General features: G+C 57.5%; 22 protein-coding genes and 1 tRNA gene. 2 read left to right on the top strand and 21 right to left on the bottom strand.

The genetic code is table 11. The features are described from left to right. Nucleotides 1–69 precede the first annotated feature (69 nt). A complete protein-coding gene (locus CIK74_RS12700; RefSeq protein ID WP_096256572.1) occupies nucleotides 70–489 on the top strand; it encodes a DUF4307 domain-containing protein in 420 nt (139 codons plus the stop codon). Between the two features lie 290 nt (nucleotides 490–779). Next, nucleotides 780–1,274, top strand: coding sequence for a transcription elongation factor GreA (greA, locus tag CIK74_RS12695; protein ID WP_096256571.1), 495 nt, complete (start codon nucleotides 780–782; stop codon nucleotides 1,272–1,274). Nucleotides 1,275–1,346: 72 nt separating this feature from the next. On the opposite strand, the gene ilvA is transcribed toward greA, so the two are convergent. The 21 genes from ilvA to CIK74_RS12595 all read right to left on the bottom strand — a co-directional run bounded on the left by ilvA (nucleotide 1,347) and on the right by CIK74_RS12595 (nucleotide 24,307). Further along, on the bottom strand, nucleotides 1,347–2,618 hold the full coding sequence (gene ilvA, locus CIK74_RS12690) for a threonine ammonia-lyase (protein ID WP_096256570.1): 1,272 nt from the start codon (nucleotides 2,616–2,618) through the stop codon (nucleotides 1,347–1,349). Nucleotides 2,619–2,622: 4 nt separating this feature from the next. Continuing rightward, on the bottom strand, nucleotides 2,623–3,903 hold the full coding sequence (locus CIK74_RS12685) for an AI-2E family transporter (protein WP_096256569.1): 1,281 nt from the start codon (nucleotides 3,901–3,903) through the stop codon (nucleotides 2,623–2,625). A 116-nt stretch (nucleotides 3,904–4,019) separates the two neighbouring features. After that, nucleotides 4,020–4,829 (bottom strand): Bax inhibitor-1/YccA family protein, encoded by an 810-nt coding sequence (locus CIK74_RS12680; protein WP_240520538.1) that lies wholly within the window; start codon nucleotides 4,827–4,829, stop codon nucleotides 4,020–4,022. Between the two features lie 262 nt (nucleotides 4,830–5,091). After that, nucleotides 5,092–5,173: transfer RNA gene (locus CIK74_RS12675), tRNA-Leu, on the bottom strand. 118 nt (nucleotides 5,174–5,291) lie between these two features. Further along, nucleotides 5,292–6,674 carry an FAD-dependent oxidoreductase gene (locus tag CIK74_RS12670; RefSeq protein ID WP_096256567.1) on the bottom strand — a complete coding sequence of 461 codons (1,383 nt, stop codon included), beginning with the start codon at nucleotides 6,672–6,674 and terminating at the stop codon, nucleotides 5,292–5,294. Between the two features lie 251 nt (nucleotides 6,675–6,925). Continuing rightward, nucleotides 6,926–8,446 (bottom strand): S8 family serine peptidase, encoded by a 1,521-nt coding sequence (locus CIK74_RS12665; RefSeq protein WP_096256778.1) that lies wholly within the window; start codon nucleotides 8,444–8,446, stop codon nucleotides 6,926–6,928. Between the two features lie 71 nt (nucleotides 8,447–8,517). Then, nucleotides 8,518–9,441, bottom strand: a complete 924-nt coding sequence (locus tag CIK74_RS18800) for a Ppx/GppA phosphatase family protein (RefSeq protein ID WP_170947873.1) — start codon at nucleotides 9,439–9,441, stop codon at nucleotides 8,518–8,520. After that, nucleotides 9,441–10,133 carry a DUF501 domain-containing protein gene (locus tag CIK74_RS18795; RefSeq protein WP_170947872.1) on the bottom strand — a complete coding sequence of 231 codons (693 nt, stop codon included), beginning with the start codon at nucleotides 10,131–10,133 and terminating at the stop codon, nucleotides 9,441–9,443. Before CIK74_RS18795 ends, CIK74_RS18800 begins: the two co-directional genes overlap by 1 nt. A 48-nt stretch (nucleotides 10,134–10,181) precedes the next feature. Further along, a complete protein-coding gene (locus CIK74_RS12655) occupies nucleotides 10,182–11,033 on the bottom strand; it encodes a septum formation initiator family protein (protein WP_096256566.1) in 852 nt (283 codons plus the stop codon). Nucleotides 11,034–11,133: 100 nt separating this feature from the next. Beyond that, entirely contained in the window at nucleotides 11,134–12,414 is a 1,281-nt protein-coding gene (eno, locus tag CIK74_RS12650) for a phosphopyruvate hydratase (RefSeq protein ID WP_096256565.1), read from the bottom strand. Nucleotides 12,415–12,521: 107 nt separating this feature from the next. Beyond that, nucleotides 12,522–13,190: a MazG nucleotide pyrophosphohydrolase domain-containing protein gene (locus CIK74_RS12645; RefSeq protein WP_096256564.1), complete on the bottom strand. Its 669-nt coding sequence runs from the start codon at nucleotides 13,188–13,190 to the stop codon at nucleotides 12,522–12,524. A gap of 13 nt (nucleotides 13,191–13,203) precedes the next feature. Further along, nucleotides 13,204–13,755 carry a pyridoxamine 5'-phosphate oxidase family protein gene (locus CIK74_RS12640; protein ID WP_096256563.1) on the bottom strand — a complete coding sequence of 184 codons (552 nt, stop codon included), beginning with the start codon at nucleotides 13,753–13,755 and terminating at the stop codon, nucleotides 13,204–13,206. Between the two features lie 26 nt (nucleotides 13,756–13,781). Beyond that, nucleotides 13,782–14,324, bottom strand: a complete 543-nt coding sequence (locus CIK74_RS12635) for a GNAT family protein (protein WP_096256562.1) — start codon at nucleotides 14,322–14,324, stop codon at nucleotides 13,782–13,784. Between the two features lie 359 nt (nucleotides 14,325–14,683). Continuing rightward, the gene (locus tag CIK74_RS12630) at nucleotides 14,684–15,874 is read right to left on the bottom strand and encodes an adenosine deaminase (protein ID WP_096256561.1); all 1,191 of its coding nucleotides are present in this window, start codon (nucleotides 15,872–15,874) and stop codon (nucleotides 14,684–14,686) included. 90 nt (nucleotides 15,875–15,964) lie between these two features. Next, the gene (locus tag CIK74_RS12625) at nucleotides 15,965–16,639 is read right to left on the bottom strand and encodes a DedA family protein (protein ID WP_096256560.1); all 675 of its coding nucleotides are present in this window, start codon (nucleotides 16,637–16,639) and stop codon (nucleotides 15,965–15,967) included. 528 nt (nucleotides 16,640–17,167) lie between these two features. Next, on the bottom strand, nucleotides 17,168–18,481 hold the full coding sequence (locus CIK74_RS12620; RefSeq protein WP_096256559.1) for a thymidine phosphorylase: 1,314 nt from the start codon (nucleotides 18,479–18,481) through the stop codon (nucleotides 17,168–17,170). 57 nt (nucleotides 18,482–18,538) lie between these two features. Continuing rightward, nucleotides 18,539–18,949, bottom strand: a complete 411-nt coding sequence (locus tag CIK74_RS12615) for a cytidine deaminase (RefSeq protein WP_096256558.1) — start codon at nucleotides 18,947–18,949, stop codon at nucleotides 18,539–18,541. A gap of 8 nt (nucleotides 18,950–18,957) precedes the next feature. After that, entirely contained in the window at nucleotides 18,958–20,238 is a 1,281-nt protein-coding gene (locus CIK74_RS12610) for an ABC transporter permease (protein WP_096256557.1), read from the bottom strand. Next, entirely contained in the window at nucleotides 20,235–21,452 is a 1,218-nt protein-coding gene (locus CIK74_RS12605; protein ID WP_096256777.1) for an ABC transporter permease, read from the bottom strand. The genes CIK74_RS12610 and CIK74_RS12605 overlap by 4 nt, the downstream gene beginning before the upstream one ends. An 11-nt stretch (nucleotides 21,453–21,463) precedes the next feature. Continuing rightward, on the bottom strand, nucleotides 21,464–23,095 hold the full coding sequence (locus tag CIK74_RS12600; protein WP_229677023.1) for an ABC transporter ATP-binding protein: 1,632 nt from the start codon (nucleotides 23,093–23,095) through the stop codon (nucleotides 21,464–21,466). Nucleotides 23,096–23,218: 123 nt separating this feature from the next. Beyond that, nucleotides 23,219–24,307 carry a BMP family ABC transporter substrate-binding protein gene (locus CIK74_RS12595; protein WP_096256556.1) on the bottom strand — a complete coding sequence of 363 codons (1,089 nt, stop codon included), beginning with the start codon at nucleotides 24,305–24,307 and terminating at the stop codon, nucleotides 23,219–23,221. Nucleotides 24,308–24,461: the final 154 nt, after the last annotated feature.

Here is a 24,461-nt window from a genome sequence, read left to right as displayed (position 1 = left end):
CCCTGAAGGCCCGGCCGGTAGACTAGAGACACCTCATAGTCGACGGCAGAGAGTAGTACAGGGCAAGCAATGTCTGATCCAAGCTTAACGGCTCGCTACAACAACCCCAACAAACGCCCGCTGGCTAAGCGCACCCGTAATTTGCTCATCGGTGGCGCGTTGAGCCTCGGAGTCGTCGGAGCGGCCTGGGTTGGCTTCAGTAATTTTAGTGCCATCACCGCCCAAGACATCAATTTTTCGGTGCAATCCCCCTCGCAAGCCACAGCGGTCTTCGAGGTCGAATACAACTCCAAGCACCGACTGCAGTGCGATGTCCGCGCAATGAATGAGTCAAAGGCCACCGTGGGGTTTAATACCGTCCTGCTTGAAGCGACCGACCCCGGGGTACTGACCACCAAGCGTCTGACGGTGCCGATGCACACCGATAATCTTGCGGTAACCGCCGGCGTTGAGTCTTGCTACAAGGTGCCGAACGAGTTCACCAAGTAATAAAGCAGGCAATCTTCAACCTCAGAGCTGAACGCATTGGGATTATTTCCCAATCGCGACTATTATCGTGGGAAAGTACGTTTCACCCCGCATCGGTTTGTGCGCCCAGTTGAAGATCAATTGGAACAGGAGCCTAGCGGGGTCTTTGCTTGCATCCGCCGAATTTCGACAGATCACTAATTCGTACCGAATCTGATTTCTTCAACGCCACCGCAGGGTGGCGTTTGGCTTTACCGCCCAACATGGACGGTACACATAAGAAATCCCTGACTGACCAAAGGAAGTACAACGTGAGCACCAACAGCAACGAACCTGTCGTGTGGCTGACTCAGGAGGCCTTCGACCGCCTTCAGACTGAACTGACCTTCCTCTCCGGTCCAGGTCGCACCGAAATCGTCGCCCGCATCGAGCAGGCACGTTCGGAGGGCGACCTCAAGGAGAATGGTGGCTACCACGCTGCTCGTGAAGAGCAAGGCAAGGCCGAGGCCCGTATCTTGTACCTGAAGGATCTACTACGCCGCGCCCATGTTGGCGACGCGCCTGCAGATGACGGAGTCGTCGAGCCAGGCATGCTGGTAGTTGCCACCATCGCCGGCGATGAGACCACCTTCTTGTTTGGTTCCCGCGAGGTTGCTGGCGACAGCGACCTCGAGGTCTACTCCGAGCAGTCCCCTATCGGCCAGGCTGTTCATGGCAAGAAGGTTGGCGACAAGCTGACTTACACCGCGCCTAACGGACGCGAGATCGCCGTGGAGATTGTTTCTGCGACACCTTTCGAGGGCTAATCCTCCTCCTATTAAATGAGTGGCTCGACACCCCGGGGTGTCGAGCCACTTTTTTAGGCTAATTTTGTTCTGCTAGGCGACCGAACCACCGGCACTATTGGTGATGTGCGGATCAAAGCCCTCTGCCCGCAAGTTATCCAGTACCTGCTCGGAGTGCTTATGCCCCTTGGTTTCCAAGTCGATGGTGATGGCCACGTCCCCCATGGACAGCGAGCCGCCGATCCGCGTGTGGTCCAAACGCGTCACGTTGGCATCGGATTCGGCAATCACCCGGGAGATGGTGGCCAGTGCGCCGGGGCGATCTGGCAGCATGATGCGCACGGTGAGGAATCGTCCCGCGGCGTTCAAACCACGCTGGATTACCTTGAGCATCAGCAGTGGATCAATATTGCCGCCGGAGAGGATCACCACGGTCGTGGCCGGGTTGATTCCATGCTCCTGCAAGCGGTCTTCCAAGAGCGCGGCAACTCCCACGGCTCCAGCTGGCTCCACGACGAGCTTGTTGCGCTCCAGCAGTACTACCAGTGCTTGTGCAAGCGCGTCCTCGGAGACCGTAACAACCTCGTCAACGAGTTCCTTGATGATCGCGAAGGGCAGCTGGCCTGGCTTGCCGACGGCAATGCCGTCGGCAATGGTGTGCACGGTATCCAACGGGACCAGCGCATCGGCGGCCAACGACGGCGGGTAGGCTGCGGCGTTTTCGGCCTGCACACCCACAACCTTGATTTCGCGGCCAAGCTGGCGGGCCTTTTCCTTGATCGCAATGGCAACACCGGCAAGTAAACCGCCGCCGCCGACACCCATCAGCACGGTCTCCACCTGGGGAAGCTGCTCCAGGATCTCCAGGCCAATGGTGCCCTGTCCGGCAATGATGTCCGGGTGGTCAAAGGGATGCACAAACACGGCACCGGTTTCATCAGCGAATTTCTGCGCCTCGGCCAAGGCCTCATCGACGGTGTCACCGTGCAGTACCACCTGCGCTCCGTGGTCTTCGGTGGCCGCCAATTTTGGCAATGCCACCCCTCGGGGCATGTAAATGCGTGCCTTGATCCCCAGATGCGATGCCGCTTGAGCCACACCTTGGGCGTGGTTGCCCGCCGAGGCAGCAACCACGCCACGGGCGCGCTCTTCGTCGGTTAGTTTGGCCATGCGTACGTATGCGCCGCGGATCTTGAAGGAGCCTGCACGCTGCAGGTTCTCGCACTTCAAGAATACTTCCGCTCCCGCGTGCAGAGAGAGGACTCGGGAGTGCTCAATGGGGGTGCGGGCGATCACTGGCTGGAGCACCTTCGCGGCTTGTTCAATATCGGCCAATGTCACAGGTAGTTCCGGCTTGCTACTCATCTATCTAGTCCTCAGTTGCGATGTGCTCTGGGCGCTCACGCGCCGGCAAAAGTTCGGGGGATTTTTCGGTGGATGGCTCCGGAGGGGCGTGAGGGTCTTCGCCTACCCCATATTGATCGCGGACGAACGGGTCATCGTCCCATCCGCGTCGAGCCAGATATTTCACCACCGCATTTAATACGGCCATAATGGGTACCGCGAAAAGGGCGCCGGGAATGTCAGCAACCATGGTGCCTCCGGCGACAGCCAGGACAACCGCCAGCGGGTGCAGGCTCACCGCTTTACCCATAATCAGCGGTTGCAGGATATTTGATTCAGCCTGCTGCACCAGCAAAACTACGCCGAGCATGATCAGGGCATTGACCCAGCCGTTGGCTACCAGCGCCAGCAGGACAGCTAGGGCGCCGGTTACCAGTGCACCGATAATTGGAATGAAGGAGCCGATAAAAACGATGATTCCCAACGGCATGGCCAAAGGTACGCCCAGGAAGAAGGCACCAAAGCCAATGCCGACCGCGTCAATGAATGCCACCAAGAGCTGCACTCGGACATAACTGACCAATGCGGACCAACCGCGGGTCATCGCGCCGTCCATGGCAGGCCGCGCACGGCGTGGCAGGAGGTTGATCAGGAAAAGTCCAATCTTCCGGCCGTCGAGAAGCAGGAAGATCAAGGTAAACAGCGCCAGCAATACGCCGGTGAGGATCTGGCCTAAGGCCGAGCCCCAGCTAATGGCTTCGCTGAGGATATTTGTCGCGTTGGAACGCAGTTCTCGCAGTGCATCGTCGAAGACGTTTTGCAGGTCAGCGTTGGTTAGTTGCAGAGGTCCGGTGAAGAGCCACGTTTGAATCTGTTCCACGCCGACAATGGCTTGATTCCACAGCGCAGCAAATCCGGCGGTAAGCCGTTGTCCTGCCATCGACAGTCCGCTGATCACCAGCGCCAGGAAAGCAATGACGGTGATCGCTACGGAAAGTACACGCGGTAGCGCCAGTTTGCGGTTCAGCACGTGGACGACAGGTGAAAGCAGGCCAGTGATTAGCGCCGCAATCATTACCGGGATGAGCAGCAAGGACAGCTTTGAAAGCAACCATACGAGCACGCCAACGGCGGCAACCACCACGAGGAAACGCCAAGACCACCAGGCCGCTAAACGCATCCCGTAGGGTGTATCTTCGGCCTCGCGGAAATCCAGGTTCGCCGATACAGGGGCCGGATGCCCAGCCGTTTTGGCCGGCAACACCACGCGGAACCGACGCAGTCGAGACAGCCGATTACTCTTCATCCCTCTAAGTTACCGTGACTTCGACACCCAACCGGGATCCATGTCGGAATTGTGACATAAAAAATAGAACCAGTACCCTTATTGGGCACTGGTTCTAGAAATTTATTTCAATATGCTTATTCGTCGCCACGCAGAATAGCCAGAATGCGCAGAATCTCCAAGTAGAGCCAGACCAAGGTCATGGTCAGGCCGAAAGCACCGCGCCAAGCCATGATGGCCGGGGCTCCCTCACGGGAAAGCTGCTCAATCATGGTGAAGTCCGAGACCAACGCATAGGTTGCCAGCAGTACAGCCACAGCTCCAATGACCAGACCCAAGACACCGCTGCGCATGCCGAACATGCCGTCGACGGTGCCGGTCATCATCATGACCATGTTGGCCAGCGAGAAGACAACCATGCCGATCATCGCGATCATGAACATCTTGTTCAGTTTCGGCGTCATCCGGTACTTACCCGAGCGGTACAGGGCCAGGGTCACGCCGGCGACACAGAAGGTCGCGACGATTGCTTGGATAGCGATGCCCTCGTACCTCCGCTCAAGGAACCCGGACAGTCCACCCAGGAACAGGCCTTCGGCTGCCGCGTAAAGAAGAATCAAAGCCGGTGACGGCTTTTTCTTGAAGACGTTCACCAGACCGAGTACGAAGCCAATCAATGCACCTGGCAGCATCAGTGCTGGTACGGTCCAACCTACGGCGGCACCTACAACAACCAGCGCCAAGCACAGGATGGTCTTGTTGATGGTGTCGCCAATGGTCATGCGACCGGTGTCTTGGCTGTTGGCCGACGGCTGCTGGTACATTCCCTGCAACTGTTCGGCGCTGAGGTTGCCGGATTCGTGGAATCCGACCGGGCTGCCTGCATTGGAGCCGGTGCCCCAGCTTGCAGACTGGTTCTTGGAACCGAAGATCGGGTTACCGCTCAACCTAAATTCCCCCATAAGTCGTAAGTTTAAGTGCAGAATGGTGTTCTGCTGTGTATAGATGATCTTATTTGGGTTTGCTGTGAATCGGCTCAGCCATAGGGATGATATCGATATATTTCAAGCGAATTATGCCTAGAGCGTGCCAGTGAGTCACGCTCGGAAGAAATCCTGCCCGCAGCACTTGATCATGAGTCTATTCCGGGCAAAGCAAAAGGCCTCTGCATCCTCATAAACAAAGGGATGCAGAGGCCTTTTTCACAAGTGCCCCCAGTGGGACTCGAACCCACAAGCCTTTCGGCAGCTGATTTTAAGTCAGCCGTGTATGCCAATTCCACCATGAGGGCAAGACTCTAAAATCTTACGCGATAACTTCGCAATTTCTGAAATTACCGCACCGCTTGATGCCACAGGAGCCAGAATTCCTTCCGGCTCCTGCGGCCAGCGATCGTCGATCAGCGAAACTTATTTAGCGGCTGGAGCCTTTTTTGGCTTAGCCGATTCTTCGAAAGCCGCACGCGGGGTCTCAAGGTTGTTCAGCTGCAGTGCATCGCGCGAGAAGAACCACGCAACCATCCAGTCGCCTACGACGCGGAATTTGCGTTCGAAGGTTGGCATGGCCATACCGTGGTAACCGCGGTGAGCCATCCATGCTGGCCAGCCCTTGAGCTTCAGGCCAAGAACCTTTGCCACGCCCTTGTTGCGGCCAAAGCCTGCAACTGCGCCGAGGTTCTTGTGCTTGTATTCCTTGACGGTGCCCACACCGTAACGCAAAGCGTAGAGGTTCTTCGCCAGCAACTTCGCCTGGCGTACCGCGTGCTGTGCGTTTGGCACGCAGGTACCGTCCGGCAGGCCGCCGGTGACGTCCTTGACGGCCGAGATGTCGCCGGCAGCCCATGCGCCTTCCAGCGGGTTGCCGTTCTCGTCCTTGATACGCAGGTCGGTGCGGGTCTCGATGCGGCCGCGCTGCTCGATCGGGAAGTCGGTGGAACGGACCATTGGGTTCGCCATCACACCGGCGCACCAGATCAAGGTGTCTGATCCGAAGGTTCCTGCTGGGGACTTGTCAGCCATGTTGATCAGCTGCAGGACACCGTCGGTGGCATCTGCCAGCGAGGTGTTCAGCAGAACCTCGATACCGCGGCTACGCAAGTGGTCAACAACCCACAGTGCCTGCTCTTCGGTAACTTCTGGCATGATGCGGCCCATGGCCTCAACAAGAACGAAGCGTGCTTCCTTCTCATCGATGCGATCGTTGAGCTTGATCAGGTGACGAGCCATGTCTTCCAGCTCGGCGATGGTCTCGATGCCGGCGAAGCCGCCACCGACCACTACGAAGGTCAGGGCACGCTTGCGCGCTACCGGATCAGTCATGTTCGATGCGGATTCGATACGCTCGGCAACCTGGTTGCGCAGCGCTACGGCCTCTTCGATGGTCTTCAGGCCGATACCCGCGTCGCCTAGTCCCGGAATCGGGAAGGTACGAGTGATCGCACCTGCAGACATCACAATATCGGTGTACTCCAGCTCGAATTCTTCGCCACTCACGGGAGCGACGACTGCCTTCTTTGCTGCGTGGTCAATACTCAGCACCCGACCGTTAACCAGTTCGGAGTGCTTCAAGTGCGCACGGTGGGAAACCACAACGTGACGCGGTTCAATCTGGCCACCTGCAACTTCTGGCAGGAATGGCTGGTAAGTCATGTATGGGTTCGGGTCTACGACGGTGACAATGCCACCGTGATCCTTGACCTTCTTCTGCAATTTCATCGCGACGTAAAGGCCAACATAGCCACCGCCAACGACAAGAATGCGCGGACGCTTCTGGGAGCTTTCGATGATCGACATATTCCTTATTCTACGCGGGTTTTCGGAGTTAGTGAAAACATTCACTAACTTTCTGTGTTGGCTTCGTCTCCAGCCACGCACACGGTCTGCACGCAGTCCGGCCCAACCTACTTTTAGTTCATCACGCACACGAGGTTTTCTGCTGATTTCGGCTCCCCCTGCACCACCGTTTTCACGGCGGTTAACGCATCGTGGCGACAGACAAACGAGGAATATTTCTACGTTTATCTGCCGCCACAACGTTGCGTCAACTATTTTTCATCTTCGGGAATCTCGTCGAAGAAATCACGCCCATCGTTTGGTTCATCCACCGGGAGTTTACTCAACGCGGCAAGTTCAACCTCACGAATCTTCTTCTGCCGGCGCGCACTGACCCCTATTTGAGTTCCGCCGAGCAGAAGCGCGAGCAGTAGCAACACACTGCCGCCAACAACGATTACCGGCTGCAAGACCGGAGTCGAGTCATCAGGAAGGATAGGTTTTGGTGCGGCCACCGGGTTGAGTGTGGACTTCTCCATGGACACGCCCGGATCTGGGGCCTCGGTGGTGCTATCGACATTGCGACGGTGAATTCGAATCCATTCAGTAATGGTATTCAACGGGTTTTCTTTAGCCACCGGCACATTCGCGGTCACGGCTGCATGGGCATCAATAATTCCGTAGCCATACAGGTTATCCACGCCCGGTGCCCCGGTGTCCTTAGCGGTCTGCAAGATTCGATTGATCACCTGCGGGGCTTTCATCTGTGGATGCTCCGCACGGATCAAGGCAGCCACTCCGGCGACTAACGGAGCTGCACCGGATGTTCCGGACCAGCGGGCATAACCACCGCCTGGCAAACCACCGACAAGTTGTTCAGCCGGAGCGGCGACACCGATGGAGATGCCCTCCGTGGAGGAATCTTTCGATGCCTTGCCCGACTCGTCGACACCAGCGACGGTCAACACGCCTGGGATTGTCGCCGGGGCGCCAACCTGGCTCATTCCACCGGAACGGTTACCGGCGGCGGCCACGATCACCACGTCCTTATCTTCGGCGTATTTGAACGCATCGTCCCAGCTCTCGGGCCATGCCGGAGAGGTTGATCCCAGAGACATATTGATCACCTTAGCGCCGGAATCAACAGCCCAACGCACTGCCTTAGGAATCTGTTCTTCCACCGGAATGCCCGCGGGGTTGTCCCCGCCCATCCACAACGATACCGAAAGTAGTTCCGCCTCAGGAGCCACGCCAAGTACCCCATCGTTACCTGCGCGCAGAGCAGGGATCTTCTCGTATTCGGGTTCCTTGGGGACCTCTACCTTTTCTTCGTCGTCCTTTTTGTCTTTATTTTCGTCTTCGGCGTGTTTCTTCGCCTTTTCCCAAGCGGTCTTTAAACGTTCGTTCTCGGATTTAACCCGTTCAATTTCTTGCTTGTTATTTCCGCGGCCGCCCAGCAGCGTAGCCACGAGCGTGCCGTGTTCGCTCATCACGCCGATCGGTTTGTCACCTTGTGGTCCGCCGGAACCGGACATATCGGCGCCACCGGTGACCGTCCCCTTCAGATCGGGGTGACTGGTATCAATACCAGTGTCAATGATGGCGACTTTAACGCCTTTGCCCTTGGTGACCTTGTGCGCTTCGCTAATTCCGCGTGCTTTGAGCCAGTACTCGCTACTGCGAATGTCGTCTGCATGAGCCGGAACGGCACCAACAAAGGTTGCGCTGATCAGCAACGCCGCGAGTACGGCGGCTATCCAAGTCCGCGCCACAACGGGTTTACCGGTTCTCATGTAACCCACAATCATCTCCTCGCAAGGGGGCTCCGGCACACCTAGCCGGTAGGGCAAAGTGTTGCAGTTGACTAGTTTCTCGCGGCCGAAGCCGCAATTCCATCGAGAATATCGTGTTCTGAAGCAATCAACGTCATTGGACGCTGCGCGCTAGCTCGTTCAAGGTAATCCAAGATGCGTTCCACGATTAGCGCTCCCGCCTGAATCACATCAACGCGTCCAGGATGCATGAACCCTAAGGCTTCGCGCTGTTCTCGGTTATAGGAGAGCATTTGCTTGGTGGCACGACGCATGTCACTAAAGCTCAGTTCGGCTCCGTGAATGGCAGCCGAGTCATAAGCGCTGAGTCCCAGGGCCTGCGCGGTCAGCGTGGTAAACGTCCCCGCCACCACAATCACCGCGTCAACTTCTGACACATCAACACGATTTTCGAGGGTGGACAGCGTCTGATCGATAAACTCGACCGCGTCGCTGAGCTGGGCAAAGCGTTCGGTAACCCGCACGCAACCCATATCCAGGGAGGTAGCCGCCAACATTCCAGATCCGTCACCGAGCACAAACTCGGTCGATCCTCCGCCTAAGTCGATGACCAGTATCTTGCCATCTTTGGCTTCGCGGACCGAGGCGGCACCGGCGAATGACAGGTTTGCTTCCTCATCTCCGGTGATCACCTCCGGGGTGACACCTAGCAGGTCGGTGATGGTGGAGAGGAAAACATCACGGTTTGACGCGTCACGGGCGGCGCTCGTCGCAGCAAAACGAATCTGCTGGACTTCATGCTCATCACACAGTGCCTTGTATTCGCGAACCGCTGCAAAGGTACGTTCCAAAGCCTCGGGGGCAAAGCCGCCGGTCGCATCAACGTCTTGGCCCAGACGTACTATGCGCATGGTGCGAAGCACGTCGCTCAGCTGCATACCGCTGTCGGTTTCGACAGAGTCGGCGATCAGCAGACGGATGGAGTTGGTACCGCAATCAATTCCAGCGACACGCATTAGGCTTGATCCGCTTCGTTGGCTTCACGCTCTGCACGCTTACGTGCACGTTCGGCCCGTTTGACGGAAGGGTCAACCTTTTCCTGAGTCTTCACATGACGTGAACGATCCTGGCTCGGCGCCTGGCCGGTAGTCTCCCACGCACCTTCACAGAAGCATTTGTCTTTAGTCCACCACTCGGCGATCTGAGCGATTGCCTCATCTCCGAGTGGGTTAACACCTTCGCCAGAGGCCAAAGCGTGACCGACCAGTACGTGCAAACATTTAACTCGGGTTGGCATGCCACCAGCAGAGACGCCGGCGATCTCCGGGACCTCACCGGTGCCCGAGCGTGCGCCGATAGCATCACGGTTTGCTAGGTAAGCCTCATGGGCCAACTCGTAGTCGGCAGCCAGCTGTGTGTCATCACCTAGGCGTTCGTTCATTGTGCCCATCAGTCCCGCTGCTTCCAGCCGAGACACCGCGGCGGTAATCACCGGGTGCGTCAGGTAGTAGGTGGTGGGGAACGGGATGCCACTGGAAAGCCGTGGTGCCGTGGTCGCTACCAAGGGGTTGCCACAAACGCAGCGTGCACCAATTTCCACCACGTCACGTACCGGACGGTTGAGTTGGCGGCTGAGCGTGTCTAGGTCCTGTTCGCTCGGAACTCGTCCGGCGGCGTCGAGGGCTTCGCGGATGGGCTTATCAGTCAAGTTTTTGTCTTTTCGCGTCGTGTGGTTCGGCTTGGGTATGTTTGCTTATTAGTCGGTCGCTGAGCGGTGTACCGAATCAAGCAGCGCATCAACCCAAGGAAGATCTGCGCGCACCTCATAGGTGCTGCCGTTAGGCGTTGCGGTAGCTTCCTCGGTAGGAAGTTCACCGACAACCTTGTAAAGCTTTTCACCCGGCATGACCAAGTTTATCCGCTCACGAGCCTGCTGCTTGATGTACAACGGATCATCCCACCGTGCGATCTCTGCATTCAGCTCATCACGCTGCGCCTCTTTTTCACTGATTGAGGCTCGCAGTTCACTAATCTCGGTCATTTGTGTCCGGTAAAAATTCACCGTAGGTACCAGCATCACAGCAAAAAACGCGAGTACCACTAGCAGCGCAGCAACGCGTCCGGAAAAACGGTGGGCCGCTACCGGAGCTCCGGCCGGAGTCTCATGTGGGGTCTGCGCCTTCTCACCCGGCTTGCGGCGTACCGCTGCGGAGAACTTCATCCGGTCATCACGGCGGCGTTCGTTTTGCTTCTTTTTAGCACGCTCCCGCAAAGGTGTTTTCGACTTATTTTCCTGAGCGCCTTGGCTCTTGGCCGTAGTGCTGCGCGAATTGGCTTTGGGCGCGCCAAAAGAAGATGTTCTAGGTGTTTTGCGCTCTTCGGAAGGCAACTGCCGAACCCGGCGTGCGCTAGGGGTGCTCGGCGACGCTGTGGGCACAATGTGCAACGCATCGGTGCTTGGATCGGCTTCGTGTGCTCCGCGTGGGGCATGAGGCGTATGCTCGGCCGAAGTGTGGCCCTGTGGATCCGTGTGCGTCGCGACCACCTCAGGTGGCTGATCACCTGTAGGGGTATTTCGTCGCGGCATGCGCGGTGGTCGCTGCGCCATACTCCCCCATTCAAACTTGTACTTCCAACGTTGTCTTCATTAAATAACGAAAAGCTCGTCGGTATCCACTACCGACGAGCTTATGCGTTTTACCTGAATATTAGCTGTTGAAACGCGGGAACGCGCTGGTTCCAGCGTAAACTGCTGCCTCGCCCAGGTCCTCTTCGATGCGTAGCAGCTGGTTGTACTTTGCTACGCGCTCGCTTCGGGCTGGAGCACCGGTCTTGATCTGACCTGCGTTGGTTGCCACGCAGATCTCTGCGATGGTGACATCCTCGGTCTCGCCCGAACGGTGCGAGGTGATCGTGGTGTAACCGGCGCGCTGAGCCATCGAGATGGCGTCCAGGGTTTCGGTCAGGGTGCCAATCTGGTTAACCTTCACCAGCAACGAGTTAGCGGTGTCGGACTTAATGCCCTGTGCCAAACGCACTGGGTTGGTAACGAACAAGTCATCACCGACCAGCTGAACCTTGTCACCGATGTTTTCGGTAAGGGTCTTCCAACCCTCCCAGTCGTTCTCATCGAGTGGATCTTCGATGGAAACCAGTGGGAAGTCTGCAACAAGCTGTGCATAGTAGTCGCTCATCTGCTGAGCGCTGCGAGCTTCGCCCTCGAACTGGTAAGCACCGTTCTCGTAGAACTCCGAGGAAGCAACGTCCAACGCCAGGGCGATGTCCTTGCCCGGGGTGTACCCGGCGCGCTTAATCGCTTCGGTGATCAGTTCCAGTGCCGCACGGTTGCTTGGCAGGTTCGGCGCGAAGCCGCCCTCGTCACCCAGACCGGTGGACAGGTTCTTTTCCTGCAGTACGGCCTTGAGGTTGTGGTAAACCTCAACGCCCCAGCGCAGACCCTCGGAGAACGATTCCGCACCCAGTGGGGCGATCATGAATTCCTGGATGTCCACATCGGAGTCGGCATGGGAGCCACCGTTGAGGATGTTCATCAGTGGCACCGGCAGTACGTGTGCGTTCGGGCCACCCAGGTACTTGAACAGTGGCAGGTTGGCGCTGGCGGCTGCGGCGTTAGCCACGGCCAGGGAAACACCCAAGATGGCGTTGGCGCCGAGCTTTGACTTATTCTCGGTACCGTCCAACTCGATCATTGCTTGGTCGATGGAGCGCTGGTCGGTGGCGTCAAGGCCCTCCAACTCGTCGGCGATCTCTTCGATGACCGATGCAACAGCGCCTAACACGCCCTTGCCTAGGTAACGCTTCTTGTCCCCGTCGCGACGTTCCGCGGCTTCGAACTGGCCGGTGGATGCACCGGATGGAACCGCGGCACGGCCGTGGGCACCATCGGTGAGTAGGACCTCGACCTCAACGGTCGGATTTCCGCGGGAATCGAGAATTTCGCGCGCGTGAATGGCGTCAATCAATGCCATGAGTAAGGACTCCTTGTATAAAGGGGTTGTCTAAGGGCTGGTCGATCCAGCGGTCCGATCGACCGTTGGCACCATTGCCTGTTCCTAGCCTAGCGCGTCACACCTTGTTAGGGCGACGTTGTTTCGTTCTTCATCCCTGCATATTTTTTCGTCAACGCATCACGCAGCACCGATTCGGCGTCTAATCCCAGCTCTTCGGCCCGGGCAGACAGGGCCAGTAATTCTGCACCAAGACCCTGCTCATCATGCACCCGGGCGCGCATTTGCTCCGTCGCTTCGGGAAGATTTGAGGCACCTGAGCGATGGTGTCGATCCAATAGCTTTTGTGACAAGGTCAGTGCTGGAAGACCAGCGGGAAGGCCTGCATTATTTCGTTTTGGTGCCCCGTCACGCTCGGCTTGTTTGGCCGCATCCCAAATGCGAATAATCTCCGCAACGTCGTCCGTGATCGCCGGCTCAAGGTTTCCCTGAGCATCAAAGACGTGGCGGTTGCGCCGCAGAAGTTTATCGGCCAGCGCTTTAGCCACGTCCTGTAGACCGAAGTGTTCCTGCTCGCTCGCGATTTGTGCATGCAATAAAATCTGGAAGAGCAAGTCGCCAAGTTCTTCGCACAACAGCTGCGGATCCTTCGCCCCAATAGCGTCGAGCACCTCATAGGATTCCTCAACTAGATAGGTACGCAGCGACTCATGAGTCAGTGCGCCGGTCCAGGCACAACGCTCTCGCAAGGTCTCAATAATCCCGATGAGCCGGTCTAGTTCGCTCTCACTTCGCATAAAGACAAGCTAATCACATCGGTGAGTCCAGCCCCGGCAGGCCATCGATGCTCAACGAATTCTTCTGACCACGATATTCGTTCAGCCCAGCTTCGCCCTTTTTCTGTGCCCAAAGGTCCATGGTGTCGCGTTCACCGGTCAGCTCCATTTGCGGAACGCCCCATCCGCAAGAGTCACTGATCCGAGTCACTTCAACCTCGATGACCGCGCGTGTACCCAAATTTTTGGGGTGCAAGGCAACGACCTCGTCGAAAATTTGATCACCCGGGACATGCACCGTTCCACGACCATGTAGCCGAACAATGCGTGGTCGTTGCTCGAAGGAGTTAAACATCAGGCAGATCCGACCGTTTTCGCGCAGGTGCGCAATCGTTTCTACGCCACTCCCGGTGAAATCCACCCAGGCGACCCGGTTGGGTCCCAAAATCGAAAAAGAATCCAAACCCCGCGGCGACATGTTCACATGCCCTTGGGCGGAAAGTGGCGCTGTGGCCACAAACCACATTGGGTGTTGCCCGATCCAAGCCTTCAGGTTCTCGTCGATTTCCTCGTATATTTTACCCACGCTACGAGCATAGTTGACGCAGAAATCTAAGGCGCGAGGTCATCCCAGTCAAAAGTGGTGACGGTGTTATTTGCCCAGTCTTGGCGCAAGATGGTGTAAGCCACCGAGGCGAGGTATCGCCCATCGCTGGTCGGCCACCCCATACGATAATGTGCTTCTTTCACAAACCCCGCACGCACGAACGTCTTTCTCATCGCGATGTTGTCCTCACGCGTCTGACCTTCGAAACGCAACACCTGAGGCATGGTCTCAAAAACTAGGTCACACAGCGCGCGAAGGACTTTTAACCCAAGTCCATTGCCTCGCTGGTCTTCGGCCAACCGCAGATCAAACACTGGAGAGTCCTCATCTTGCAGGTCTTCCAGAGCAACCATTCCAACCCGGCGCGCATCATCATTGATCCAGTAGCCTTGGGTATCGTCGTTCCAGAAACGTCCCGCAGAAACTTTTGCTCTGGCCTCCTGCTCTTGTGGAGCGGGCTGAACATGAAAAGGAAATGAATTGGATACCAAGAAGTCGACGACTTCGTCGGTATCGGTTTCATTCAGGGCGACAAAAGTGATGGGCATGAGTCGACCCTATCTGCTGAAGCTGGAACCGTGGCTAAAAGATGCAGAAGAATAGACTGCCAAGGGTCGTTTCCGTTTTCTTACGCTTGCCCACAGGGCAGCAAAGCCACGAGCGAGAATTTATGACAGGTAACGTGCGAATCAGCTTAGTCTCTGCGTCATGGTGATGCTCGCTGAGGCCATCACCGGTCATTACTCCTAAATTCTTTGTCGGCGTTGGTATTCGAAGTTAACCGCTGATCGCGATAAATCCGCAACGGGGTTCGGAAATGTAATATTTCCACGCCTAATGCAGGTTTTTAAACACCACAAGGGCCACCGTCTAGGTGACCCTTGTGGTCAAAAGTATGCGTCGAGAATTAGATCTCTTCGTATTCCTCATCGTCATCATCGTCGTCTTCGTCGAGCAGGTCGGCGTAGTAATCGTTGATGTATTCAACCAGCAGTTCACGCATTTCCAACGGTACGAAGGCAGCCTCTGCTGCGTTCAATGTCAGATCCAGCAGATCTTCGAGGTCATAGTCGAAAGCTTCGACCAGAAGTTCGAACTCGTCTGACAGACTGGTGCCACTCATCAGTCGGTTATCCGGGGAGATCGTGACGTTAAAACCTGTCTGCACCAGCAGGTCGATCGGGTGGGATTCAATTCCCTCACCGAAGGCGGCGGTAGCACCGGTCTGAAGGTTTGAAGATGGGCAGATTTCCAGTGGGATTCCACGTTCACGAACCCAGTTGGCCACTGGGCCCAAGGCAACCAGTCCGGTGTCCTGGTCCAGGGTTTCCCCGTCATCATCAACGCCACCGAATTCAATTTCGATATCTTCGGCAACGCGTACGCCATGGCCCAAACGGGTGGCACGGCCAACCAAGATCGCGTCCTTGATCGAGTCTAGGCCGGCACCTTCGCCAGCGTGCACCGTCGTCGGGAAGAGATTTTCCGCCAGCAGATCGAAGGCTTCCTTCATCCGCGAGGCAGGGAATCCTTCCTCCGGCCCGGCAATGTCGAACCCCACAACACCGTGCCCACGGTGACGCAAAGCCAGCTGTGCGATCTCCAGACCGCGGTCAGCCTGACGCATCGCCGAGATTACCTGACCAACCTGAATCGGGTGACCCTCATTGTTTAGCGCCTCAACGGCCTGCTCCATGCCTTCCTGCACGGCGTCAACGACGTCGTCCAGGCTCAGACCTTCGCGTAGGTGTTGTTCTGGTGCATAGCGTACTTCGCCGTAGATCACGCCATCGGCGGCGAGGTCCTCTACGAATTCGCGAGCCACACGGATCAACGCGTCACGCGTCTGCATGACCGCAAGGGTGTGTTCGAAGGTCTCTAAGTAGCGTGGCAATGAACCAGAATCAGCCGATTCATGGAACCAGTCAGCCAGGGCTTCAGCCTCGGTGGCAGGCAGCTCATGGCCGACCTCCGCCGACAACTCAATGATGGTTTGCGGGCGCAAGCCACCGTCTAGGTGGTCATGTAGCGAAACTTTGGGCAGATCCCGGAAGTCGAACTCTGGATCATAGGCAAGATGAATCATTTCTTCAGTCACAGGTCGAGCCTAGTCGCATTTTGCCCGCACAGATAGTTCTAATGGGTAAAGATCTGCGAGCCTGTATGTGACCATCGTCAAGCCAGCAGGTTAACCCTGCTCACGCTCTGGCGGAACAAGTTCCAATACCCCGGTCGATTGCACGGTATCAGCCTTTTGCGGACGCTTACCGTACTTGCTCAACACACGATTAACCAACAAATCAATAAGGTAACCCAAGACCACGGCAATCACTACTGAGGCGATAATTCCGACCAGTTTGTTGTGTGCCAGCCAGTTGCCCGCCAAAGCTCCGATACCCACCGAATAGGCACCCCAAGTCACACAGCCGATCACGTCGAAGAGCGTAAACCGGCGGTGGCTGAAACCGGTAGCCCCGGCAGTCAGGTTCACCGCCACACGACCAATGGGGATATATCTTGCGGTGAAGATCAAAAGTGCGCCGGAGGTTTCAAGTTTTCGCGCGGAGAACCGCAGCACCCGCTGGGCCCTCGCACCACGCATCCAACGGAAACCTTTCGCACCAAGCTTGCGCCCGATGAAGAAAGTAATTTGATCGCCCAGGATGGCTCCGGCGATGCCGAGCAACGCGACGAGGAACAAGTTGGGCGTACCGGTGCTAATACCCACGGCAGCAAGCGACACAAGAAAAGATTCGGAAGGCACTATCGGGAAAAAAGCATCAATCATGCAGAACAAGAACAGCAGCGGCAAAACCCACCACGCACTGGCAGCCTGCGTGATTGCCTCGTTGATCAGTTCCATTAATCCTTATTTCTTCCCCGAGCATGTGCGTGAGCACTGATAATCCATTCTCACTCGAGGATCGGCGCCTTGGCATCCAACCTTCGTCGTATTATGGAATTCTTTGAGACACACCTCCCGGCGGACTCATCAAATCAACGATTGACTATGTCATTTTGGTTCCCACGAGTTTACTGGGAGTTACTGGTGAACATTGCGATTGGCTTCGTGGAAGAAGCTACTTGAACTGGCTAGCGATCATCAAGCCGAAGTTTTGGGATAAAAATACTGCCGCGGCAAACCTCGTGTGTTTTAAGAAGGTCGCAGCTGTTTCAAGGAGCCCACGATTGCCTCGCCGGCCCCGATGCGCAGGCCACCAATCTCACCCACCAGTCTAAAAAGCCTGAGTTTCTGAGCATTCAACGCTATCTGTTCGCAGCTGGTTGGCCCAAATCAGCGAGTAAAAAACCGGCGACAGCAGGAAACCAATTCCATTGCTGTCGCCGGAAATGAATCACGTCAAAGAGTATTCGACCTAATTCAGCGAAATTATTTTGCTGCGATCCGACCCAAGATCAGTCGGGTATCTGCACGGTCAGTATCCGAACCGATCAGGATCGCCTTTTCCACCAGTTCGATAGCACGCGGGAACTTCTCCGGGGTATCGGTGAGCAGGGTAGCAATTGGCTGACCACGGCGCACCAGGGCACCTGGCTTCACGTGCAGGCGCACACCGGCTCCGGCCTGCACCGAATCTTCCTTGCGTGCACGTCCAGCACCCAGGCTCCACGCAGCCAGACCAATATCCATGGCATCGAGCTTTAACAACGCACCTTCAGCCTGCGCGTACACGGTGTGCGACTCTTTGGCCACCGGCAACTTCACATCCGGATCGCCGCCCTGAGCGATGATCATCTGACGCCAGCGGTCCATGGCCTGTCCATTATTTAGCGCACCTCGCACATCCACGTCGGTGATCCCGGCTCCTGCCAACATCTCGGTGGCCAAAGCGACGGTCAGCTCGATCACGTCTTCGGGTCCCCCACCGGCGAGCACCTCAACGGATTCATCCACCTCGATCGCGTTACCGGCGGTCAAGCCCAGCGGGGTGTCCATATTTGTCAGCAACGCCACGGTATTCACCCCGGCGTCCGTACCTAGGTACACCATCGTTTCGGCCAGCTCGCGAGCCATGGCCTCGTCCTTCATGAACGCGCCGGAACCGACCTTCACGTCCAAGATCAGTGTGCCGGTGCCTTCGGCGATCTTCTTGCTCATAATCGACGAGGCGATCAGTGGCAAAGAATCTACCGTGGCGGTCACATCACGCAGTGCGTAAAGTTTTTTATCGGCCGGAGCTAACCCGGTTCCCGCCGCGCAAATTACCGCTCCGGCACCGGCTAGCTGAGCAAACATTTCCTCGTTGGATAGCGCCGCGCGCCAGCCCGGGATCGCTTCGAGCTTGTCCAAGGTACCGCCGGTGTGGCCCAGTCCACGGCCTGAAAGCTGCGGAACCGCAACCCCAAAGCTGGCGACCAATGGTGCCAGAGGCAAGGTGATTTTGTCCCCTACCCCACCGGTGGAGTGCTTATCGGTGGTGGCCAAAATCTTCCCGGTGGTGTCCTTGAGTCCGGAGAAATCCATGCGCTCACCGGAGTTGATCATCGCGTGGGTCCAGCGCGAGATTTCCTTGCGATTCATGCCTTGGAAAAAGATCGCCATATTCAGCGCGGACATCTGCTCTTCGGCGATGGCCCCGCGGGTGTAGGCGTCGATGGTCCAGTCGATCATCTCATCGCTGAGGATTCCGCCATCGCGTTTGGTACGAATGATGTCAACGGTGCTGAATGCTTCGGTAGCCACTTTCGGCTCCTTACTGGTGGAAAGCGTCGGTGTTTGAGACCGCTGGGAAACTACGGCTTAGAGTGAAATATCGTTGGGTCCAAAGGCATAGGGCAACAGCTGCTCCATGCTCAGTACACCCGTGTCGGTTTGTACTTCCATATCCGGTGCGCGGTGCTCAAAGAGCAGCTGACGGCAGCGGCCACAAGGAGTGATCAGCTGAACCGGACCATCTTCGAGCTGGCCCAAGCACAAAAAGTGCTGGAGCTTGCCGCCGCCGGTGGCAAATAATTCGCCGACCATCGCGCATTCGGCGCACAGGGTCACCCCGTAGGCGGCATTTTCGATATTGCAACCGGAGATCAACCGTCCATCGGTGGTCATCGCCGCGGCACCCACCCGGAACTTCGAATAGGGTGCGTACGCCTTGGACAGCGCCGCCGCGGCCGCAGCTTCAAGCTGCGACCACGGCGCGGTGTTGTTTTCCATGGGAAACGTCATTCCTTCACATAGGGTTCGCCGGCGGCGGCAGGTCCGCGTGAGCGGCCCACCAGACCGGCGACGGCGAAGATCGTCACCAGGTACGGCATCATTGCCATGAACTGGCTTGGCACCGGGGTGCCGATGATCGTGAGGATCACCTGGAGGTTGTCCGCGAAGCCGAAGAGCAACGCGGCGGCGAAGGCGCCAATCGGGTTCCAGCGGCCAAAGATCACCGCGGCCAACGCGATGAAGCCGCGTCCGCCGGAGATTTCCTTGGTGAAGGAGTCGATGGCCACCAGGGTGAAGAAGGAGCCACCAATACCGGCGATGATGCCGCCCAAGGTGACATTCCAAAAGCGGGTGGCGTTAACCTTGATGCCTAGGGTGTCGGCCGCCTTCGGGTGTTCACCGACCGCACGCACGCGCAGACCCCAACGGGTTTTGAACAACCCGAACCAGACCAGGAAGACCGCCAGGTACATCAGGTAGCCGATGACCGACTGCTTGAACAGGATCGGGCCCAGCACCGGAATGGCGCTCAGCCCGGGGATCGCAATGACCGGAAGGTGCGCCGGGGAGTTAAACAGTTCCGGATCTTCCTGCATCACCGTGGTGAACAGGAACCCGGTGATGCCCGAGACGAGCACGTTGAGCACCACACCGACGATGATCTGGTTGACCAGGTACTTGATCGCAAATAACGCGAGCACCAGGGAGACCAGTGCGCCGGCGATGCCTGCGGCGATCAACCCGGCAAAGGCGTTCTTGGTGATCGAAGCGACGATCGCCGCGGTGAATGCACCACCGAGTAGTTGGCCTTCGATGGCGATGTTGACCACGCCGGCACGCTCACAGAGCACCCCGGACAGCGAACCGAACACCAGTGGGACGGCGAGCACTACCGCACCGGCCAGTAGGCTGGCCAGAGAAATACTGTTGATGTTCGCGCCAGAGACCACCCAAATCAGGAAGCCGAGCACAAAAAGCACCGCGCAGAGCACTACAGCGTAGGTGGGCAATGTGCGTCCCTTGGAACGTAGCCACCAGGAGTAGCCAGCGACCGCGAGCAGCAGCACACCGAAGACGATATTTGTCGCCATACCTGGGAAGACCAGGTCAGGGATCTTAAACGCATCGGTGTTGGTGCTCAACGAGAAGTTCGCGGCCTGGCTGCTGCCTAGGAAACCGAAGCTGATTAGCGTGATCAAAGCGATCACACTAAGCACTATTGGAGTCTTTTTGCTAGGTAACAGGGAGATCGACGGCTGCAGGGCCGCTGAGGTCGTGGTGGTCACTTGGCACCTGCCTTGATGGTTTCGGTTTTGCGGACGCGCTTTTTAGGATTCATCCCAAAGATCGACTTCACCAGTGGTGGGGCGGCGATGAACAGGACGATCAGTGACTGCACCACCAAGACAATGTCGATCGGGGTTCCGGTGGAAATCTGCATGTTGACCGCACCGGCGCGGAAGGCGCCGAAGAGCAACCCAGCGAAGAAGGTTCCCCACGGGGTGGAGCGGCCAAGGAGCGCGACGGTGATCGCGTCAAAGCCCAACGAACCGGCCACACCAACGGTGAGCACCTTCTCGGTGCCGGCTACCTGTGCAACACCAGCGGCGCCTGCCAACGCACCAGCGAAGGCCATCGCCAAGATGGTGGTGCGCGCGACGTTCACGCCGGCGGTACGGGCGGCTTCAGGGTTATGCCCTACCGCACGGAATTCGAAGCCCAGCGTGGAGCGTTTAAGCATCCAGGCCACCAGCACCGTCAACAAGATCGCCATCACAAAACCAAGGTGCAAGCGCGAGCCAGTCAGTGCCGGGAAGGTCGCATTGGCATCCAGAATCGGGGAGATCGGGTTAGTCTCACCGGGACGACGGAAGGCGGTGGTATTCATCAAGAAATCCAACAGGTACAGCGCCACGTAGTTGAACATGATCGTCAAGATCACTTCGTGTGCGCCGGTGCGAGCCTTAAGCAGGCCTACCAGTCCGCCCCATAACGCGCCGCCGAGCAGACCGAAGAGCACCACCAAGAGCAGGTGCAGCACCAGCGGCAGGTGCCAAGCGAAGCCGACATATCCGGCCATGGTGGCGCCGATGATGATCTGACCTTGGGCGCCGATGTTGAACATGCCGGCGCGGAAGGCCAAAGCAACGCCCAAACCTGCACAGATCAGCGGTGTGGAGACCGTAAGCGTCTCCAAGAAGGGGGAAAAACCCTGTGCGGAGTTGTAGATGGAGCCGTTAAACAGCGCCACGTAGCTCTCGGTTCCGGCACGCCACAGCTGGGTGAAAAAATCGCTGGGGCGGGCGAAGACGTAGCCGGCGGTCTCGATAACTTTTTTGTCGGTGACAGCCACCAACAGTCCGCCGATGACCAGCGCGACAAAAACACCCAGCACCGAGACGAGGCCCGGACCCTGCGTGATTTTGCGAAATAGCTCGTTATTCGAGTTTTTGCCCTCGGGCGGCGCTACGGGCTTGTCGCCGGCAGGCGGCTGACCGATGGTTTGCTCACTCACTGCGCATCTCCTTCCGCTGTGGTGCTGTGCTTAGGTTTGTGGGTGACCTGCGGTGCTTGGGCAGGTACCGGTTGTGCTTCTACTGGTTCGGCGTCGGCCTTAACATGATCGGCCTGGCTGATCGCATCGGCTTGGGAGACTCCGGCCATCATCAGGCCGAGCACCTCGCGGGAGGTATTGCCCGGCACGATGCCGTTGATCTTGCCCTTGTAGAGCACCGCAATGCGGTCCGCGAGCTCCATGACCTCGTCCAGTTCGGTGGAGACGATCATTACCGGGGTTCCCTTGTCGCGTTCGGCGACGATGCGCCGGTGCAGGAATTCAATCGAGCCCACGTCCACGCCGCGGGTAGGCTGCGAGGCGATGAACAGCTTCAAGTCGCGGCTCAGCTCGCGGGCCATCACGACCTTTTGCTGGTTGCCGCCGGACAGGCTGGAGGCCGGGTTCAACGCGTTGTCGGTACGCACGTCGAAGTCCGCGATCTGCTTGGTCGCGTTCTTCTTCATCGCGTCCAGGTTCATCGAAATACCCTTGCCGAAGGGTTTGCGGTCATACAGGTCCAAGATCAGGTTCTCTTCGATGGAGAACTGGGTGACCAGTCCGTGCACCGAGCGGTCCTCGGGGACAAAGCCGACGCCGGCGCGCAAAACCTGCTTGACCGATTTGCCAACAAGTTCCAAACCGTCAAGCTTGATCGATCCGGCGGTCACCGGCTGGGTGCCTAGAATCGCCTCGGTCAGCTCGGTTTGTCCGTTGCCCTGAACACCTGCCACGGCGAGGATTTCGCCCTGGTGGATTTCGAAGGAGACATGGTCCAAGGTGGTGGTGCCGGCGGCGTTGACCACACTGACATCGCGGACCACCAAGCTCGCTGCACCCGGAGTTGCGGCTTCCTTGTTCAGATTTAGCTGCACCGCACGGCCCACCATCAGGTTAGCCAGGTCGGTGGTGGAAGTTTCGGGGGCCACCGAATCGATCACTAGACCGCGGCGCACTACGGTGATCACATCGGAGACCGCACGGACCTCGCGCAGCTTGTGTGAGATAAACACGATCGAGGTGCCATTGGCTTTGAGCTGGCGCATGATGTCCAACAGCTCGTCGGTTTCCTGCGGGGTCAGCACCGCGGTCGGCTCATCAAGAATGAGCACCTTCGCCTCACGGACCAGGGCCTTGATAATTTCCACGCGCTGTTGCACACCGACCGGCAAATCCTCGACGATCGCGTCGGGGTCAACGTCGAACCCGTAGCGATCGGAGATTTCACGGATCTTCTTGCGCGTAACTTGAAGGTCCAGGACGCCGCCGGCCTTCGTGGCCTCGGCTCCCAGAGCAATGTTTTCGGCGACGGTGAAGACCGGGATCAGCATAAAGTGCTGGTGCACCATGCCGATGCCGGCTGCCATCGCATCGCCTGGCCCGGAGAATTGTACGGGCTTGTCGTCGATCAGGATTTGACCCTCGGTCGGCTGATACAGGCCGTAGAGCACGTTCATCAGCGTGGACTTTCCCGCGCCATTTTCACCGAGCAAACAGTGGATTTGGGCATTATCGACCACGAGGTCGATATCCTTATTGGCGTAGAAAGAACCGAAGGCCTTCGAGATTCCTCGTAGTTCGAGTTTCACGATTCCACCATCTTTGTTGTTCGGTTGTTGGGCGGTGGGCAGTCATAGAGCGCGTCACCAGTTCACCGCTCAGGCGGTGAGCGGTGACGCGCTCGGATGACTTATTCTGTGGTGGTGCAAACCCTACTTAGGGCTGGCCTTCGATTCAACCTTCAGGTCACCGGAGATGATCGATGCCTTCAGTGCGTCCAGTTCGGACTTGGTCTCATCGGAGATCTTGGAGTCAAAATCGTGGAATGGGGCCAGTGCCACACCCTCGTTCTCCAGGGTTCCCACGTAAGGGGTTGCGTCGAAATTGCCGTCAGCGTCGGTGACGATGACTTCTTCGACTGCCTTGTCCATGGTCTTGACCACGGAAGTCAGCATGACTGCCTTGTAGTCTGGAGCGGTTTCGTAACCGTCGGAGTCAACCCAAATCAGTTTGACGTCCTTGCCGCCCTTGTTTGCGTCAACCACTGCAGCGCCGGCGCCCTTGCCTACGGGGCCTGCAACCGGCATGACCACGTCTGCACCGTTGTCGATGAAGTTCTTGGTCACCTGCTTGCCCTTATCCTGCTTTTCGAAGTCGCCGGTGAAGGTACCATCCTGCTTCTTCTTATCCCAGCCAAGGAGCTTGACGTTTTCGCCCTTGTCTTCGTTGAACTTTGCGACGCCGTCGGCGAAGCCGTCCATGAAGATGGTCACGGTAGGGATCTTGACGCCGCCGAAGGTGGCTACTGTGCCGGTCTCGGAGGCTGCTGCAGCTGCGTAGCCTGCCAAGAAGGCAGCCTGAGCCGTGTCATAGATGATCGGCTTGACGTTTTCGATCGGCTTCTCGTACTGGAAGTCGACGATCGCGAAGTGCTTTTCAGGGTTAGCGGCAGCGGCCTGCGCAGTCGCATCGCCAAGCAGGAAGCCAACGGTGACGGTCAGATTACAACCGGCATTCATCATGCCAGTGAGGTTAGTGGCGAAGTCCGAGTTGGACTTCGACTCTGCCTCGCGTGGCTTAAAACCAATATCATCGGCAGCGGCCATCAGGCCACGGTGCGATGACTCGTTGAAGGACTGGTCATCAAATCCGCCGGAGTCGGAAACGATGCAGCCAATGTAGTCAGAGTTTCCGGCGGCTTTGTCGGAATCTTCTGGGGCAGCGCCACAGGCGCTTAATGCCAAAGCTGAAATGCCGAGCATGGCCGCGGCCACACCGGTCTTGCGCGATAAGAAGCGCATCTAAACCTCCATGAGTGAAGTGCGAGATTACCGGGAGGCGAGGAACCTTTAGATTCGTGAAGTTGACCTTCGCGAGTGGCAAAAAAGTACTAGCTTTCCCATCGTTTCCATAGCCTATCGGAGATACGCCTTAGGTAAAGACGTTGAAGATTAC

The organism is Glutamicibacter sp. BW77 (assembly GCF_002332285.1).
GTDB lineage: Bacteria > Actinomycetota > Actinomycetes > Actinomycetales > Micrococcaceae > Glutamicibacter > Glutamicibacter bergerei.
Note: the sequence above shows the minus strand (reverse complement) of the source record. Positions and strands in the feature narration are given on the sequence as shown.

Bases quoted from the DNA above. Each gene is read 5' to 3' on its own strand.
- CIK74_RS12700 (WP_096256572.1), top strand. From the start codon at position 70: ATGTCTGATCCAAGCTTAACGGCTCGCTACAACAACCCCAACAAACGC.
- ilvA (WP_096256570.1), bottom strand. From the start codon at position 2,618: ATGAGTAGCAAGCCGGAACTACCTGTGACATTGGCCGATATTGAACAA.
- CIK74_RS12685 (WP_096256569.1), bottom strand. From the start codon at position 3,903: ATGAAGAGTAATCGGCTGTCTCGACTGCGTCGGTTCCGCGTGGTGTTG.
- CIK74_RS12670 (WP_096256567.1), bottom strand. From the start codon at position 6,674: ATGTCGATCATCGAAAGCTCCCAGAAGCGTCCGCGCATTCTTGTCGTT.
- CIK74_RS12665 (WP_096256778.1), bottom strand. From the start codon at position 8,446: ATGAGAACCGGTAAACCCGTTGTGGCGCGGACTTGGATAGCCGCCGTA.
- CIK74_RS18800 (WP_170947873.1), bottom strand. From the start codon at position 9,441: ATGCGTGTCGCTGGAATTGATTGCGGTACCAACTCCATCCGTCTGCTG.
- CIK74_RS12655 (WP_096256566.1), bottom strand. From the start codon at position 11,033: ATGGCGCAGCGACCACCGCGCATGCCGCGACGAAATACCCCTACAGGT.
- eno (WP_096256565.1), bottom strand. From the start codon at position 12,414: ATGGCATTGATTGACGCCATTCACGCGCGCGAAATTCTCGATTCCCGC.
- CIK74_RS12645 (WP_096256564.1), bottom strand. From the start codon at position 13,190: ATGCGAAGTGAGAGCGAACTAGACCGGCTCATCGGGATTATTGAGACC.
- CIK74_RS12635 (WP_096256562.1), bottom strand. From the start codon at position 14,324: ATGCCCATCACTTTTGTCGCCCTGAATGAAACCGATACCGACGAAGTC.
- CIK74_RS12625 (WP_096256560.1), bottom strand. From the start codon at position 16,639: ATGGAACTGATCAACGAGGCAATCACGCAGGCTGCCAGTGCGTGGTGG.
- CIK74_RS12615 (WP_096256558.1), bottom strand. From the start codon at position 18,949: ATGGAAAACAACACCGCGCCGTGGTCGCAGCTTGAAGCTGCGGCCGCG.
- CIK74_RS12595 (WP_096256556.1), bottom strand. From the start codon at position 24,307: ATGCGCTTCTTATCGCGCAAGACCGGTGTGGCCGCGGCCATGCTCGGC.